The following is a 15,128-nucleotide window of genomic DNA, read 5'->3' as shown; positions in this document are numbered from 1 at the left end:
ATCCGACCGTGACGGCCACCAACACGATCACGGCGTCGAGGCTGGCGAGGGCCCGCAGAGCCGCCGGGCTCGTCGTCCGCCATCGCCGCGAGCTCTGGGGGATCAGAGGGCTGCGCGTCAGCTACGTGTTCTTCGGGGTGTATGCCTCGCTCGCCGTGGCCTCGCTCGCCAGGCGGCCGCTGATCGCAGGTGGCGCCATGGCCGTCGCCGCCATCGTTGAGGCCAGCGACATCCTGCCCGAGAACAGGCGGCGACGCAGGCTGTCCGACTGGCGTCGCGGCCTCGACGTGCGGGCCCACTGGAGGACGCTGCTCTTCTTCGTTGCCCTCGCCTCCGGGCGAGTGCCGTACGCCCTGGTGGTCGCGTTCGGCGTCTTCGCCCTCGGGATCGGCCTGGTTGGGCGGGTGATGCGCTCCCCGGCCTTGTACCTCGACTCCGACCGCGTGCTTCGCCCACTCGGCTCGATCCAGGCGGGGGCGGAGCGGCTCGAGCGGGCCAGGCTGCTCGCCAGGCGCAGGGACCTCTCCGAGCTCCCGATGCACATGGCGGTCGGCTTCGCAGCATTCTTCCTGACCCTGCCGTCCGAGCGCCCGATCGCTGCCGATTCGGTGATCGTCGCAGGCACCGTGATCGTCGCCGTCGCCGTCGGCTACGCCGTGCTGGTCGCCTGGCAATGCCGCCGGCTGCGTCCGGTTCTCAAGCTGGCACACGACGACGAGGTGCTCGCCGAGTTCATCGCCACCGATCCGGAGGTGCTGTGCTACTTCAACGGTCACCGCGGCTCGACCTACGCCGTGGATGTCTGGCTGCGAACGTTCGAGGCATGCGGCAGGCGGGTGGCGCTCGTCTACCGCCACCGCGACGTCCGCAGGGTCGACACGACCACGCTTCCCGGAATCGTCGCCCGCTCGGACTCGATGGTCGAGAAGCTCGTGACCCCTTCGACCAGGATCGCCCTCTACCCCGCCAACGGGACACTCAACATCCACCTGCAGCGGGACCCGAGGCTCTCCCACGTCTTCATAGGGCACGGCGACTCCGACAAGACAGGTTCGGCCAGCCCGTTCACCAGGTCGTACGACCAGGTGTGGGTCTCGGGACAGGCAGCAATCGATCGATACGCCTCGGCGGGTGTCGACATCCCGCCGGAGCACTTCGTGGTCATCGGACGGCCGCCGCTCTCTCCGCGGGTGCGCACCCTGGCCATAGAGCACGAGGCGGCGAAGACGGATGCCGACGGTGCCGCCGCTCCGCTCGCCGCCCTGCGCGCCGAGCTCGCCGACCGGGATCGGGACGAGACCCCGCCAACGATCCTCTACGCCCCGACCTGGGAGGGATACTTCGACGAGTCCGACTACAGCTCACTCGCCACGATCGGCGTCGACCTCGTCACGACCATCCTGCGGGAGCTCCCCGGCACTCGCGTGATCTTCAAGCCGCACCCGCTCACCGGACACCGGCAGGGGGAGCTCGGAGCCGTGGTGGGCGAGATCCGCGCCCTGCTGGCTGCCGATGCGACGTTCCACCCACCGACGTCAGGTCACCCCAGGGTCCACCTGTACGAGTGGTTCGACTTCGCCGACCTGCTCGTGACCGACGTCTCGAGCGTGGTCTCCGATTTCTTGGGGTGGGACCGCCCCTGCGCCGTCACGAACCCGCGCGGGCTCACGCCCGAGGCTCTTCACGACGAGTTCCCGACGACGGCGGCCGCATACGTCATCGACCCGGACTCTCCCGCCACGGCGCAGGTCCTCAGGAGCGCCCTGCTCCACGACCCGCTGCGCCCGAAGCGGGAGCAGGCGCGCACCTACTTCATCGGCGGCCAGGACGAGGATCCCCTCGACCTGTTCAACCGCGCCCTGGACGACCTCTACGGCTCGACGAGCTCGGCCTGAACCTCAGAACGGGAGATGAGCTCGCGGATCGCCCCGGCGAACCGCTCCCCGGCTCTGCCGACGTGAGCGAGGAACTCGGCCCTCGCCGCCGCCCGCAACGGGCGGCGGGTGTCTGCGCCGAGGGCGTCGGAGAGCACCGCCTCCAGCCCGGCGAGGTCGGCCCCGACGACCGCTGCCCAGGCCGCCGACGGGTACCTCGCCCGGAAGGCGTCCTCGCCGAGACCGGGCACATCGATCACCACGGCGGGCCGTTCGGTCGCCAGAAAATCGACGAGCACGCTCGAGATGTCGGTGACGAGGACGTCGGCGCGGTTGATCGAGTCGACGAGCGACTCCTCGCCCGGCTCGATGAACTCGCCACCGCGCTCCGCGACGGCATCCCGGATCGCCGCCACCACCCCGGCCAGCCTTCCGTCGACCGTCCCGGTGAGCGGATGAGGGCGGACGAGGAGGTCGACGTGGGCGGGGATGGACCGCACGAGCTCGTAGCCGGAGAGCGGAAGTGAGGACAGCGCCGTGTCGACGTGGTACCCCTCCCACGTCGGCGCGTACAGGATGCAGGGGCGGCCCTCGGCGATCGGCCGGCGTCGGATCGAGTCCGTTTGCGGCCTCCCGACGATCGACACCGAGTCGGGGCCGTCGACGATCCCTGCTCCGATGAGCCGTTCGTAGGCCGCCGCCCCGGCCACGATGTGATGGTCGTAGAGACGCATCGTCTTGCTGGACGAGGGTGGCTTGTCGCTGTCGCCATGGTGCAGCTGGACGTGGGTGAGCGAGGTGAAGCGAACGAGTTGGTTGTTCTTCGTGGCCGTGTTCACGTACACCGCCAGCCTTGCCGAGGGAGGGACGACGAGATCGAGGTCGGGAAAGTCGCCGACGAACACCACCGGCACGTCCCAGCGGCCTGCGACCACCTCGAACGTCGACTCCTCCCTGACGACGAGCAACATCGGACGTCCGGCCGCCTGCAGGTGGGGAATCCACTGATCGAGCTGGTACATGGTCCGCAGCGCCCCGCTGAAGTGGACGAGGATCACGGGTGCGTGTTCGACGACCGCGGCACCGATGACGGGCCGCATGGCGGCGGCTCCGTGACGCAGCCGGGTCACTGCCGCCCCCATCACCACCACGGCCCAGGCGGCGTACACCGCCGCGACGACGCCGAAACCCACCGTCACCGCCTCCTCCGTGGCGCCGGCGACGACCAGAGACGTCACGGCGAGCTGCGCCGCGACGCACGAGACGACCAGAGCGGCCCCGGAGCTGCGCCGGCGCTCGTCGACGTCGCCGCCGAAGCCGGCAGCCGCCAACTCTCTCGGGTAGCGCGCCCAGACGACGTTCTCGACGCCGAGGACGACGACGGCTAGCGCGGCAACCCCGGCCGCCAGCCGGGGCGGCGCAGCCCGTTCGAACGGAGCCACGATCGCCGCCATCCCGCTGGCCCACACCGAGATGAGGCCGTGTGCCAAGGCCCGCCTCCCGACGTGGCGATCGATGTAGCCGCCGCCTCCCCGGGCCAGCGCCAGCACCGCCACCGGTACGAGCAGCAACACGGCGGCGGCGGCTCGCTCGGAGCCGACAACGAGCAGCACGACGAAGAGCAGGCCGACTCCGCCGCCGGCTGCGGCCACGGCTGCGATGCGCCTCAACGGGCCTGCTCGCGGCCTGCGCTCGGTCGGTTTCACGGCAACCTCTCGCCTGGGTCGTCGACCCGGGGATGATAGGAACCCGACCGCTGAACTCCCGTGAAGGCCCGCGGATCGCCGGCGGCCCACTGGTACCCTGCGGCTCCCAGCACCAGGACCGCGGTCACCCATATGGCTTCCGTCGATCAGCTCATCCTCCACATCGGCGTCCCGAAGACGGGCTCGTCGCTCATCCAGAAGTCGCTGCGCGCCCTGCGCCAGCCGCTGCGCGACCACGGCATCGCCTACATCGACCGCAAGGCGTTCCTCGCCATGGGCGACTATCGGGCATGGGCGGCGTACGACAGGTCGGCATACTCGAAGGAGAAGTTCTCCGACGAGCTCGCCGGCGCAGTGGAGGCTGCGAGGAAGAAGGTGGCTCGCGGGGGTCGGACGTTGCTCATCTCGAACGAATCGATCTCGGGGCGGCTCTCCCCCGACTACGGGGACCCCTTCTGGCCGCGGGCAGGCGAGAGCATCGCCGAACTGGTGTCGGTGATCAAGCCGGAGCGCACCCGGGTGATCGTCTACGTCCGGCGCCAGGACAGGCTGCTCGAGTCGCTGTACATGCAGCGGATGCACCTCGGATACCAGACACGCTGGGAGCACTTCCGCGACAAGGTCTGCCGCGACGATCGGGTTCGCTACACCCAACTGCTGGCGCTCGTGGGGGCGGCTCCGAGTGTCCAGTCGTTGCGAGTTCGGCCGTTCGAGACGATTCAGGCCGGGGCGGCTGCCTTCACCGCCGACTTCCTCGACGAGCTCGGCCTGGGAGAGCTGGTGTACGAGCTCGAGCCCAAGACCCTCGCCACCACCAACCCGTCGTACACCCAGCCGGCCTGGGAGGCGGCCTTGGCGCTCAATCCCCTTCTCTCGGCGCCCGACCAGCCGAACAAGGTCCGCAAGTTCCTCACAGACCTCTTCCCGCCCGGGGAGTACCCGCCCGCCGAGCTGCTCACCGACGAGGAGCGCTTGGCGATGCTGACGCGCTACCGAGACGAGAACGAGGCGCTCTTCACGCGCTACCTGCCCGAGTTCCCGCGGGACACGTATTCGACCCTGGAGGGAACGAAGCTCCTTCGAGATGTCTTGACGCCGATCACCCTGCCGGAGGACGGCCGGCCGAAAGGGTGATGGGCGTGACTCGCTACCGGCGTTAGCATCAGCCGTCCACTCGCCGGGAATGCCAGGTTTCTCGGCGGTCGCTCCGGCCTCGCTGCTATGGAGACTTCCTTGGCCAAGCAATCCTCCACCACAGCCCTCGACGGGCTGATCGACGTGAGCGCGTCGCGCACCGTGCCCGAGTACCTCGCCGACCTGTGGCGCCTGAGGAACTTCATGGCCGAGGTCCCGAGGGCCGACCTGCGGGCCAGGAACATGAACACGCTGCTCGGCAACGTGTGGTACCTCGTGAGCCCGCTGCTCCAGGTGGGGGTCTACTTCCTCGTCTTCGGCGAGATCCTGGGTGTCGACCGCGGGCTGCAGAACTTCCTCGGATACCTGACGATCGGTGTCTTCCTCTTCCGGTACTCCCAGCAGTGCGCCATCGCCGGCGCCAAGTCGCTCACGACGAACGAGGGCCTCATCAAGTCGATCCGGTTCCCGCGCGCCGTCCTTCCGATCTCGGCCGTGACCGCCGAGACCCTGGCACTCGTCCCCGCCCTGGGCGTGGCCATCGTCATCACGATCCTCACCGGCGAGGCGATCGAGGCGCGGTGGCTGCTCTTCATCCCGTACGTCGCCCTCCTCGTGATGTTCACGATGGGGATCGCCTTCATCACCGCCCGCCTCAACGAGACGTTCCGGGACATCCAGAACATCCTCCCCATCTTCTTCAGGCTCACGTTCTACCTCTCGGGCATCTTGTACAGCATCGATCGGTTCACCGCTGAACCGGACACCCCGCAGTGGGTGCTCAACGTCGCCAGGCTGTTCCCGTTCAATCCGTGGTACTCGCTCATCACGCTCGCCAAGTCGTCGATCCTCGCCGAGGTCGACGCACCGCCCGAGATCTGGATTTCGGCCGTCTCGTGGTCGATCGTCGCCCTGATCGGCGGATTCCTGCTCTTCAAGGCCGGAGAGTCGACGTATGGCAGGAACTGACCTGCCCGGTACCGGTGAGCGGCCGATCACGCTGTCGGTGCGCGACGCCAGCGTCGTCTACCGGCCGTCGGCGGACACCAAGCGATCGCTGCGGGACTCGCTGCTCGGCAGGGCGCAGCGCAGCAGGGAGATCCACGCCGTCGAGGGCGTGTCCTTCGACCTCGCGGCGGGGGACATCCTCGGGATCATCGGATCGAACGGCTCGGGCAAGAGCACCCTGCTGCGAGCCATCGCCGGGCTGATCCCTCTCGAGTCGGGCTCGATCTACGCCAGGTCGATACCGACCCTGCTCGGGGTGGGCGCCGTGCTGCAGCCGAAGCTGTCGGGGAGGCGGAACATCATCATCGGCGGCCTGGCCCTCGGCCTCGACAAGATGACCCTGCGCGACCGCTTCGACGACATCGTCCGGTTCGCCGGCCTCGGCGAGTTCATCGACCTGCCGATGCAGACGTACTCATCGGGCATGCGCGCCCGTCTGCTGTTCTCGGTTTCGACCATCGTCAGACCCGAGTTGCTGCTCGTCGACGAGGCACTCGCAGTCGGCGACGCCTCGTTCAAGCGGCGCTCCCTGAAACGCCTCCGCTCGATGGCTCAAGATGCCGGGACGGTGGTGCTCGTCTCGCACAAGCTCGGGGAGATCAGGGGGAGCTGCAACCGGGTCATCTGGCTGGAGAAGGGCGAGAAGCGGATGGACGGTGAGCCGGCGGCGGTCATCGAGGCATACAAGGATCATTGGAAGGCGCAGGACGAAGCCGAAGCCGAGGCGGAGCAGGGTTGAATGGCGGTAGATGAGGCGGGTAGGCGACCAACCGTCGCCGAGGTGAGGGCGGTTGGCCAGCCGGCCGAGGTGCTGGCGCGCCGCTCGGAGGAGCACTGGACGGGCACCCTCTACATGAGGCGCATCTCGCCGTTCTTCACCTGGCTGGCGCTGCGAGCCGGCCTCAGCGCCAACTCGGTCACGGTCATCATGATCGGGGTCGGGATCGCCGGCGTGGCGGTGGCGACGCTGCCCGGGGTCGCCCCTGCCGTGGCCGCCCTCATCGCCATCCAGCTCTACCTGCTGCTCGATTGCGTCGACGGCGAGGTGGCCCGCTTCAACGCCACCACCGGCGCCCGCGGCGTCTACCTCGACCGGCTCGGCCACTACCTCGTCGAGGGCGGGCTCATGGTCGCCGTCGGGATCCGGGCGTCGGGTGGCGACGAGACCTGGGTCATCGTCGGGATGGCTGCCGCCATTGGAGTGCTGCTCGAGAAGGCCGAGACCGACCTGGTGCCGGCGTCGCGGCTGCGCTCCGGCTTCGGCCCGGCCCCCGCCGAGGCGGACGAGATCACCGGATCCGGCCTCGCCAGGGTGCGCTCCATGGCCCGCCTGGCGCCGATCCACATGGTCACTCACGCCGCCGAGGCGACCCTGCTGATCCTGGCCGCCGCCATCGCAGACGAGATCGCCGAGTCGATGCGGTTCGGCCGGGCGCTCGCCGTGACCATGCTGAGCATCACCTCCGTCGTCGTCGTGCTCCACCTCGTGAGCATCTGGCGCTCGCGACGGCTGGATCAGAACCCCTAGTGGTCTGTGGCGGGATTGATGACCACGGGTCGCGGCTGTCCCGGTTTGCGGCGTCGGCTACTCGGAGGTCCGGTCTGCCAGGTGCCCCCTCGGCTCGGGTCGCAGGGCGACCGCTCGCCGGTCCCCCGCCGAGCGGGAGACAGCGTGTGTGGCCCGTCCGTACGGTTGGCAGGCTTCTACGCAATCCCCCGGTTTCCGGGGGATCGACGAGCGCCGCAGGCCGAGTCGAGGGGGCCGGGCAGTGTGGCGGCCAGGTGCCCCCTTCGGCTCGGGTCGCAGGGCGACCGCTCGCCGGTCCCCCGCCGAGCGGGAGACCGCGCTTGTATGGCCGTCCCCGGTCTGCGGCGTCGGCCACCCGGCGGTCCAGAGCCGAGGTCACCAATCGAACGACGCACCACCAGAACATCGGTCGAGGCGAACAAGGCGGCGATTCGCCTCGACCTCGACTGGTGCATCACATCCGACTGCTCGTAGCCTACAGATCGCACCCAAGCAAGTCGTATTCAGCCGTCGGGTTCGTGGTGTTGAGACAGGGCAGATCCTCTTCGTCGATCGTTGTTGCTGGCGATTCGGGCGCTTCGGTCCCGCGTTCGCCGCCCAGGGCCGCGAGGGATACGCCGACAACTGCCAGCAATGCCAAGGCCACGAGAAATAGACGGAGCGGCTCAGCCCAGCCGGCGTTGCGCGGAGTGTCCTCTCCCGGCCGCATCAATCATCCTCCAGCGTGCGACGTGTCGAGTTGACCTTCGGCGTTCAGAGACCGCGACTTTATCGGCTCGGCCACATCGGGCGCGGAATCGCCGCCGATCCCAGCCCAAATGAAGACGGCGGACCGGTGGCTGAAAGCTGCTTGCGGAGAGAGACCCGGTTGAGAGAGACGGCCCTCGATCACCACGGCGGGCATGCAAACCCAGCGAAGCTGTGATCCAAGAGATTCGGCGCCCGAGCGTCTCTCGGCAGTTGCCATTCTCTCAGTGCATCTGCAGGCGTTATCAGCAGACGATGAAGCCCCGGAGGATCTCCTATCTGGATGTGGCCGTGGCAGTGACCAGGCGGCCCTGACGCGCCAGAACGTCGTCGAGACCGTCAACCTCCACCAAGTAGAGGCTGAGTTGTTGAGCCTCTGCGTCGATGACATCGTCGAGCACGTCGGATCCGATCGTTCCGAGGAACGCGATCGGCTCGGCGAGGCTCAAGTCGTCACGCAGTAGCCACACTTCGAGGGCCTGGTCATCCACGAACACTGAAAGGTCCTCCTCGGCCAAGGCCCTATCTGCCAGCATGCAGTCGTTCCATCCGAACTCCGGAACGAAGGTGCAGTAGCCCACGGCACCGAGACCGTCCCAACCGGCTCCCGTGGTCCACGACACCCACAGAGTTCGCAAGTCGTCGAGAACCTCGGCCGGGGTGTCGCCCACGTGGAGCACGCGTTCCATAGGCTCGCGGTCGCTCCACGCGATCGGACCCGAGCCTCGCAGCCACTCGCCAAAGGCGTCGCGCAGTATCGGGTCACCGCCGAACAGTGTGCCCATGAACTCGCGGGCCGATCCCAGATCGACACGTTCGGCACGAAACCGGGCGACGTTGTCCGTATCGACCTCGGCGCAATCTCCCTCGAAGACGATCCGATCATCCAACTCGATCACGCCAAGTACCCCAGTCGACGATGCGTACTCGTTCACCGTAACGACAATGTCGAGATCTTCGACGACGTCGAGAACCCTCGAAAGTCGAGTGCGCGGTACGTACAAAACGTCAGGAATGGCACCAACGAGCAACTCAGCTCCGAGATCGACGGTGAGGAATCCGACCCACTCGTCATCGTTGAACATCTGCACGTCATGCTCTACGGCGCTGCGAAGCGATGACCCGTCGAGCAGCACCAGCGACAGACTCGACCTCTCGGCATAGTCGAGCACGCTGATACGAGGCTCCTGGATCACACCTGGCTCGTCGTCATCCTCGAGGCACCCACCCAACTCATCGCCAAGGTCGCTGCGGTCAACCTGCCCAGAATTCGACACGGCAGGGGTCTGCAGTTCATCCGATGTCGAGGATCCACTGGGGGAGGCGCAGGCGGATGAGGCGACGACCATCGCCGCCAACACCAAACCGACCCGCGGCCCCCTCACCTAACCGAGATCCCGAAATCGTGTGTTGTCGAAGGCGACAGATCTGAGGTCACCGTCACCGTCCACGACATGACCTTATCGGCACTGCTCGGCAACGGAGCGGAGTCAGAACAGGCGCAGCGCGGGCGAGTCGATGCCCTTGAGCGCCTCGTAGTCGACCTCGCGCCACTCGATGCCGCGATCCTCGGAGAGGGTGCGCGCCTGTGGCTTCACCTGCTGGGCGACGAAGAGTCCCCGGACGGGGGCCAACCGCCGGTCCCGCCCGAGGAACTCGACGTAGCGGGTCAGCTGCTCGACGCCTTCGATCTCGCCACGGCGTTTGATCTCCACGGCAACGATGCCGCTCCCGTCCCGGCACAGCAGATCCACCGGGCCGATCGGGGTCGGGTACTCGCGTCGAATCAGCTCCATGCCGTCTCCCAGCAGATGGACCCGGTCAGCGAGGAGCCGCTGCAACTCGGCCTCGACACCGTCCTTCGTGAGCCCCGGGTCGTCACCCATCTCGACCGACGTGTCGAAGTGCACGACGTCGAAGCGGATGACGAGGCGCTCTCCCTTGGGATTCGTGACGGTCCAGCGCCCATCCTCTTCGACGATGTGGTTCGGAGCGTTCATCCAGTTCAGGGGCTTGTACGCCCCGCCGTCGGCGTGCACCGCGACGCACCCGTCCGCCTTGATCATCACGAGTCGAGTGGCGCGCGGAAGGAATGCGCTCAGTCGCCCCTCGTACTCCACGGTGCAGTCTGCAACGACGATGCGCATCAGACGAGCGTAACCCGGTCGGGAGCGGCGCCACCGTCGGCGAGAGGACCAATGGCCCTATGTGCGCCGTCGGCCAGACCCGAAGATTGCTTGTGACAGGGTTCACAAACCGAGAGAGGAGCCCCAGAGATGTCACGCAGGATTCGAATGCTCGGAATCGTGCTCTTGATCATCGGCGTCGTCTTCGTGGTCGCCGGTGGCGTCGCCTTCGCCAAGGTCCAGGATGGGTACGGCACGTTGCAGGCTTTCAGTGAGCAGCAGAACGTCACCCTGGCGTACACGGAGGACGGCCAGCTCACCGACCGTGGCACGACCGAGGGTGCCGACGCCATCATGGCTCTGCTCACAGAGGACTGGCAGTACCCGGTTGTCGAGGCCGACTTCGACCCCGCCGACCCCCTGGTCAACACCGCAACCGAGTACATGTACCAGATGGCCACGATCTCATACCACACGCTCAACGGCACGCAGACCGTCGTCCTCCCCGAGGACGTCGAGTACAACGGTGAGGTCTTCGAGGCAGGGACGTACGACGTTCCGGTCGACGGCCGCTACTGGACGGGGTTCGACAGGAGCCACCCACTCGACGGCATCGCCCGCGAGCAGGCGTGGACCGGCACGGCGCATGGCCTCATCGCAGAGCTCGGCGTCGGCACGGTGACCCATACGGCCCTCCAGATAGGCCTGACGCTCGCAGCCATCCTCGCAGGAGTCGGACTCATGGCGATGGTGACGGGCGGCGGCCTGGTGTGGGCGAGCAAGGACAAGAAGATCTCGTGGGCCGTCCCGGACACGATCCCGGAGTCATTCGTGGACGTGCCCAGCCAGCCCGCAATCTGACCGGACGACGCGAAGCATCATTGGATTGGGGGCCCCGACGGGGGCCCCCAATCCGCGTTCACGCTGCCCCCGACGTCGCTCAGCCGGCGGCCGCCTGTGATGGGTCGATCACCATGAATGATGCGCCGAACGGGTCCGAGACTGCGGCGATCTTCCCGAACTCGGTCGCGAACGGATCGCGCAAGATGGTGCCTCCGGCCGCCTGGGCGGCGGCGACCGCCTCGTCTGCGCTGTCGACGGTGAAGTACACGGCCCAGTGCGCAGGCACCTGCTGTGCAGCGTCCGCCGCGATCGGCATGATGCCGCCGTTGAACTGGTCGTCGGCGAGCCCTTGGCCGGTGACCTTGGTGTCCATCGCGATGAGCCAGTAGTCCGAGTCACCCTGTTGCTCGAACCGCCACGGCAGGATGGCGCCGTAGAACGCCTTCGCCGCCTCGACGTCTCGCGTCGCCAGCTCGTTCCAGGAAAAGGCGCCGTGGGCGCCGAACAGCTCGGCGCCCTTGTGGGTGCCCGGCTGCCACAGACCGAGGACGGCACCTGTCGGATCGACGACGATCGCCATGCGACCCGTGTCCATCACGTCCATCGGCGGCATGATCACCTGTCCACCAGCCGGTGCCACCAAGCCGACAACGGCGTCGACGTCGTCGACGCCGACGTAAGAGCTCCACGCAGACGGCATCCCCTCGGCTTGCAGCCCGCCGAGCCCTGCGACGTTCAGGCCGTCCCGGTAGAGGAGGGTGTAGATGTAGTCGCCGTTCTCGTCGACCTGGTCCTCACCCGTCCATTCGAAGACGGACGAGTAGAAGGACTTGGCAGCCTGGGGATCCGGCGTGGCGAGGTCGACCCACGTGAAGAGCCCGTGGGGATAGTTGTCTGACACTGCAGCGCCTCCTTGACATCGAACCGGGCGATTGGCGCGAACCATACGCGTCGGGTGTGACAGATTCGGGGGCGCGCGCACCGCCGGTCAGCCGACCGAGCCCTCCATCTGAAGCTCGATGAGCCGGTTGAGCTCGACCGCGTACTCCATCGGGAGCTCCTTGACGATCGGCTCGATGAACCCGGCGACGATCATCGCGGTGGCCTCCGCCTCGGTGAGCCCGCGACTCATCAGGTAGAAGAGCTGCTCGTCGCCGACCTTCGAGACGGTGGCCTCGTGGCCGATTTGCGTGTTGGACTCCTCGATCTCCATGTACGGGTAGGTGTCGGACCGCGAGTCCTCGTCGAGGATCAGCGCATCACATCGCACGAAGCTCCGGGCGTTCTCGGCGCCGCTCTCGACCCGCACCAGGCCGCGGTACCCGCCGCGTCCACCGTCCTTCGAGATCGACTTCGAGGTGATCAACGACGTCGTGTTCGGGGCGGCGTGGACGATCTTGGCGCCGGCGTCCAGGTGCTGCCCCTTGCCTGCGAAGGCGATCGAGAGCACCTCACCATGGGCGCCCTCTTCCATGAGCCACACCGCAGGGTATTTCATGGTCAGCTTGGAGCCGAGGTTGCCGTCGATCCATTCCATCGTGGCGTTCTTGTACGCCGCCGCCCGCTTCGTCACCAGGTTGTAGACGTTGTTCGACCAGTTCTGGATCGTCGTGTAGCGGCAGCGGCCGCCCTCTTTCACGACGATCTCGACGACCGCCGAGTGGAGCGAGTCGCTCGAGTAGACCGGGGCGGAGCAGCCCTCGACGTAGTGGCAGTAAGCGCCCTCGTCGACGATGATCAGGGTCCGCTCGAACTGGCCCATGTTCTCCGCGTTGATCCTGAAGTAGGCCTGCAGCGGCTGGTCGACGTGGACCCCCGGCGGCACGTAGATGAACGAGCCGCCGGACCAGACCGCCGAGTTGAGGGCGGCGAACTTGTTGTCGTTCGGGGGGATGATCGTCCCGAAGTACTGCTTGACGATGTCGGGGTGCTCGCGCAGGGCCGTGTCCGTGTCCATGAACAACACGCCGAGGCCTTCGAGGTCCTCCCGGTTGCGGTGGTACACGACCTCGCTGTTGTGCACGACGATGCCCTCGGCGATGAAGTTGTGCGGGCCGTCGATCTCGATGTCGTACACAGGAGCGACATCCGCCTCCTCGACCGCGACCACCCTGGCGAAGCCGAGCGTCTTGGTCTCGTGGGCGGCGAGGCTCACGGTCGGGTGCTCGAAGCGCCACGGACCTGCCATCCTCAACCCGCACAGGAGTGCGAGCTCGGCCACGTCATCCAGCAGTGACTCCGACGAGGTGCGGTCAGCCGCCTCGACCTGGCCGCCTGCGTCGATGCAACCTCCCAGGAAGGCGAGCCGCTCACCGGCCGGGAGTCCATACACCCACACCGGGAGGCGCTTGGTGAGCACATCGCCGTTGATCCCGTTGATCTCCAGCCATTCGACCAACGCCTCGGAGTCGACCGCGATCCGGGCGGAGTCCGTCGTCGTGGCCCCGCCGTCGAAGAGCGACTCGATGACGCGTAGGGCTTGGGCGCGCAGCACGCCCTGCGCCTCGGGGATCATGAACTCGACGAGGTGGGTGGGATGGTCCGCTGCGGTGTGGCCGCTGCCGTACCAGAGCCCGAGCAGCCACATGAGGTCGCGGCTCGTCTCGGACGGGAACGCCGCCGTGCTCTCTCGGTGCGGCATCAGGGCGTGGGACTCGCCGAAGTCCGGCAGATCCCGGGCCACTGCGACGAGGTCCCCGACCGACAGCTCGCCGACGGTCTTCCACTCCGTGTGCCGGGCCCGAGGCGCCCCCGGCCTCCGTGCCTCGGCGAGGACGAGGAGCGGATGGTTGTCCGTTGCGTGGATCACCCGCTCGAAGCGGGACCCGATCGTGACTCGGTAGGTCTGGCGGACGTCGGTCTGCGCCGAGTGCTTGACGGGAGCGACGGTCAACTCTCCTGTGCTCTCGTCGAGCGAGAAGACCTGGTCACCCGGCGTGACGTCCTTGATCGGGACGAGCCCTCGTGCGGTCGTGTACACCCTCACGTCACCGCGCAGGCACTCATACTGCGCCGTCACGCCGGCGAGGTACTTGCGCTCGGCCTGAGGTATGCCGAGCTTCTCGTACGTCTCCTTGATGGACTCGGGAACCATGTCCCAGTCCTTCGCCTGGCCGGTCATCGGCTTGATGTAGTAGTAGATGTCGTCGAAGTCGATCTCGTCGAGGTGCCCGCCGCCTCCCCAGGTGGGTACCGGCTTGCGAAGGAACCGCTGATAGGCCTTGAGCCTGAACTCGAGCATCCACTGCGGCTCGTCCTTGATGCGGGACATCTCGCGGATGATCTCCTCGTTCAAGCCCTTCTTCGGCTTGAACACGTAGTCGTCCTGCTTGTCGGACCAGCCGAGCTGGTACTTGCCGAGGTCGACATCAACGGTTGCCATCGAGGATCACTCCAACTTGCCGGATAGGCGTCCGCGGCAATTTCTACTATCGCCATAGTAGCAACACCCCGGGGCCACGCACAGAGCCTCGGCCTCAGCCGAGGTGAAGGCCTCGGCCTCAGCCGAGGTGAAGGCCTCGCAGCAGGAACTCGGTGGCGGCGTCCGACACCTCGTGCACGCGCTGCTTCGGATCGGGGCTCGCCTTGAGCTCGCGGGCGGCAGTCATGATCACCTCGTAGATGAGCATCCCGGCCAGCCGTCCCGGCAGCTCCCGGAACACACCTGCTGCCACCCCGTCGCCGTACACGTCGCGGAACGCTCGCGAGAGGTCTGCGTGGGAATCCTGGATCCGGCGTTGGGCGTGGTCGGACAGCCGTGCCACCTCGGTGTGGAGCACGAGGCCGATCGGGTCGGTGCCGACGAAGGCGATCATGCGGGTCGCCAGCTCCGCCAAGCGAGCGCTCGGCGGCAACCCGTCGTCGACGTCGGTCAGGATGTCCGAGACGAGATCCGGCAGGCGCGTCTCCACGAGCTGCACGATGAGGTCCTCGATGCTCCCGAAGTACTCGTAGAAGGTGGTGCGTCCGATGCCCGCCTCGGCAGCGATGTCGGCGTGCGACGTCGCCTGGACCCCCGTCTCCTCGAAACGGGCGAGAGCCGCATCGAACAGGGCGTCGCGGGTGGTAGCCGGAGGTCTGCCTGGCATCCTCCAAGAGTAACGGCTCGGGCGTGATGTGACTCGCCGGGGCGGATTGTGGGAGTGCGGGGAAGACCGGCTCC

At 67.3% G+C, this 15,128-nt stretch carries 13 protein-coding genes; 6 read left to right on the top strand and 7 right to left on the bottom strand.

The features are described from left to right. The first annotated feature begins 8 nt into the window (after positions 1-8). Positions 9-1,895: a CDP-glycerol glycerophosphotransferase family protein gene (locus tag VGC47_14500; GenBank protein HEX9856518.1), complete on the top strand. Its 1,887-nt coding sequence runs from the start codon at positions 9-11 to the stop codon at positions 1,893-1,895. Here the strand turns inward: VGC47_14500 and VGC47_14495 are convergent. Beyond that, positions 1,871-3,544, bottom strand: a complete 1,674-nt coding sequence (locus VGC47_14495) for a CDP-glycerol glycerophosphotransferase family protein (protein HEX9856517.1) — start codon at positions 3,542-3,544, stop codon at positions 1,871-1,873. The genes VGC47_14500 and VGC47_14495 overlap by 25 nt on opposite strands. A gap of 168 nt (positions 3,545-3,712) precedes the next feature. Between VGC47_14495 and VGC47_14490 the strand changes: the two genes are divergently transcribed. The 4 genes from VGC47_14490 to VGC47_14475 all read left to right on the top strand — a co-directional run bounded on the left by VGC47_14490 (position 3,713) and on the right by VGC47_14475 (position 7,250). Next, a complete protein-coding gene (locus VGC47_14490) occupies positions 3,713-4,714 on the top strand; it encodes a hypothetical protein (protein HEX9856516.1) in 1,002 nt (333 codons plus the stop codon). Positions 4,715-4,813: 99 nt separating this feature from the next. Further along, positions 4,814-5,683, top strand: a complete 870-nt coding sequence (locus VGC47_14485) for an ABC transporter permease (GenBank protein ID HEX9856515.1) — start codon at positions 4,814-4,816, stop codon at positions 5,681-5,683. Next, on the top strand, positions 5,670-6,461 hold the full coding sequence (locus VGC47_14480) for an ABC transporter ATP-binding protein (protein HEX9856514.1): 792 nt from the start codon (positions 5,670-5,672) through the stop codon (positions 6,459-6,461). Before VGC47_14485 ends, VGC47_14480 begins: the two co-directional genes overlap by 14 nt. Continuing rightward, positions 6,462-7,250, top strand: coding sequence for a CDP-alcohol phosphatidyltransferase family protein (locus tag VGC47_14475; GenBank protein HEX9856513.1), 789 nt, complete (start codon positions 6,462-6,464; stop codon positions 7,248-7,250). A 475-nt stretch (positions 7,251-7,725) separates the two neighbouring features. Here VGC47_14475 and VGC47_14470 read toward each other — a convergent pair whose 3' ends face one another. The 3 genes from VGC47_14470 to nucS form a co-directional block, all read right to left on the bottom strand. Then, positions 7,726-7,959, bottom strand: a complete 234-nt coding sequence (locus VGC47_14470; GenBank protein ID HEX9856512.1) for a hypothetical protein — start codon at positions 7,957-7,959, stop codon at positions 7,726-7,728. A gap of 313 nt (positions 7,960-8,272) precedes the next feature. Further along, positions 8,273-9,193: a hypothetical protein gene (locus VGC47_14465; GenBank protein HEX9856511.1), complete on the bottom strand. Its 921-nt coding sequence runs from the start codon at positions 9,191-9,193 to the stop codon at positions 8,273-8,275. Positions 9,194-9,487: 294 nt separating this feature from the next. Next, entirely contained in the window at positions 9,488-10,144 is a 657-nt protein-coding gene (gene nucS, locus VGC47_14460; GenBank protein HEX9856510.1) for an endonuclease NucS, read from the bottom strand. 129 nt (positions 10,145-10,273) lie between these two features. On the opposite strand from nucS, the gene VGC47_14455 reads away from it, so the two are divergent. Further along, complete coding sequence (locus tag VGC47_14455; protein ID HEX9856509.1) at positions 10,274-10,984, top strand: hypothetical protein; 711 nt, start codon at positions 10,274-10,276, stop codon at positions 10,982-10,984. Between the two features lie 79 nt (positions 10,985-11,063). On the opposite strand, the gene VGC47_14450 is transcribed toward VGC47_14455, so the two are convergent. The 3 genes from VGC47_14450 to VGC47_14440 form a co-directional block, all read right to left on the bottom strand. Continuing rightward, positions 11,064-11,867, bottom strand: coding sequence for a VOC family protein (locus VGC47_14450; protein ID HEX9856508.1), 804 nt, complete (start codon positions 11,865-11,867; stop codon positions 11,064-11,066). Between the two features lie 87 nt (positions 11,868-11,954). Beyond that, complete coding sequence (gene sufB / locus VGC47_14445; protein ID HEX9856507.1) at positions 11,955-14,060, bottom strand: Fe-S cluster assembly protein SufB; 2,106 nt, start codon at positions 14,058-14,060, stop codon at positions 11,955-11,957. Positions 14,061-14,466: 406 nt separating this feature from the next. Further along, positions 14,467-15,054 (bottom strand): TetR/AcrR family transcriptional regulator, encoded by a 588-nt coding sequence (locus VGC47_14440; GenBank protein ID HEX9856506.1) that lies wholly within the window; start codon positions 15,052-15,054, stop codon positions 14,467-14,469. Positions 15,055-15,128 lie beyond the last annotated feature (74 nt).

It is taken from the genome of Acidimicrobiia bacterium, from assembly GCA_036396535.1.
Lineage (GTDB): Bacteria > Actinomycetota > Acidimicrobiia > Spongiisociales > UBA5794 > DASWKR01.
The sequence above is the reverse complement of the archived record's forward strand: the minus strand, read 5'-3'. Positions and strand labels throughout refer to the sequence as shown.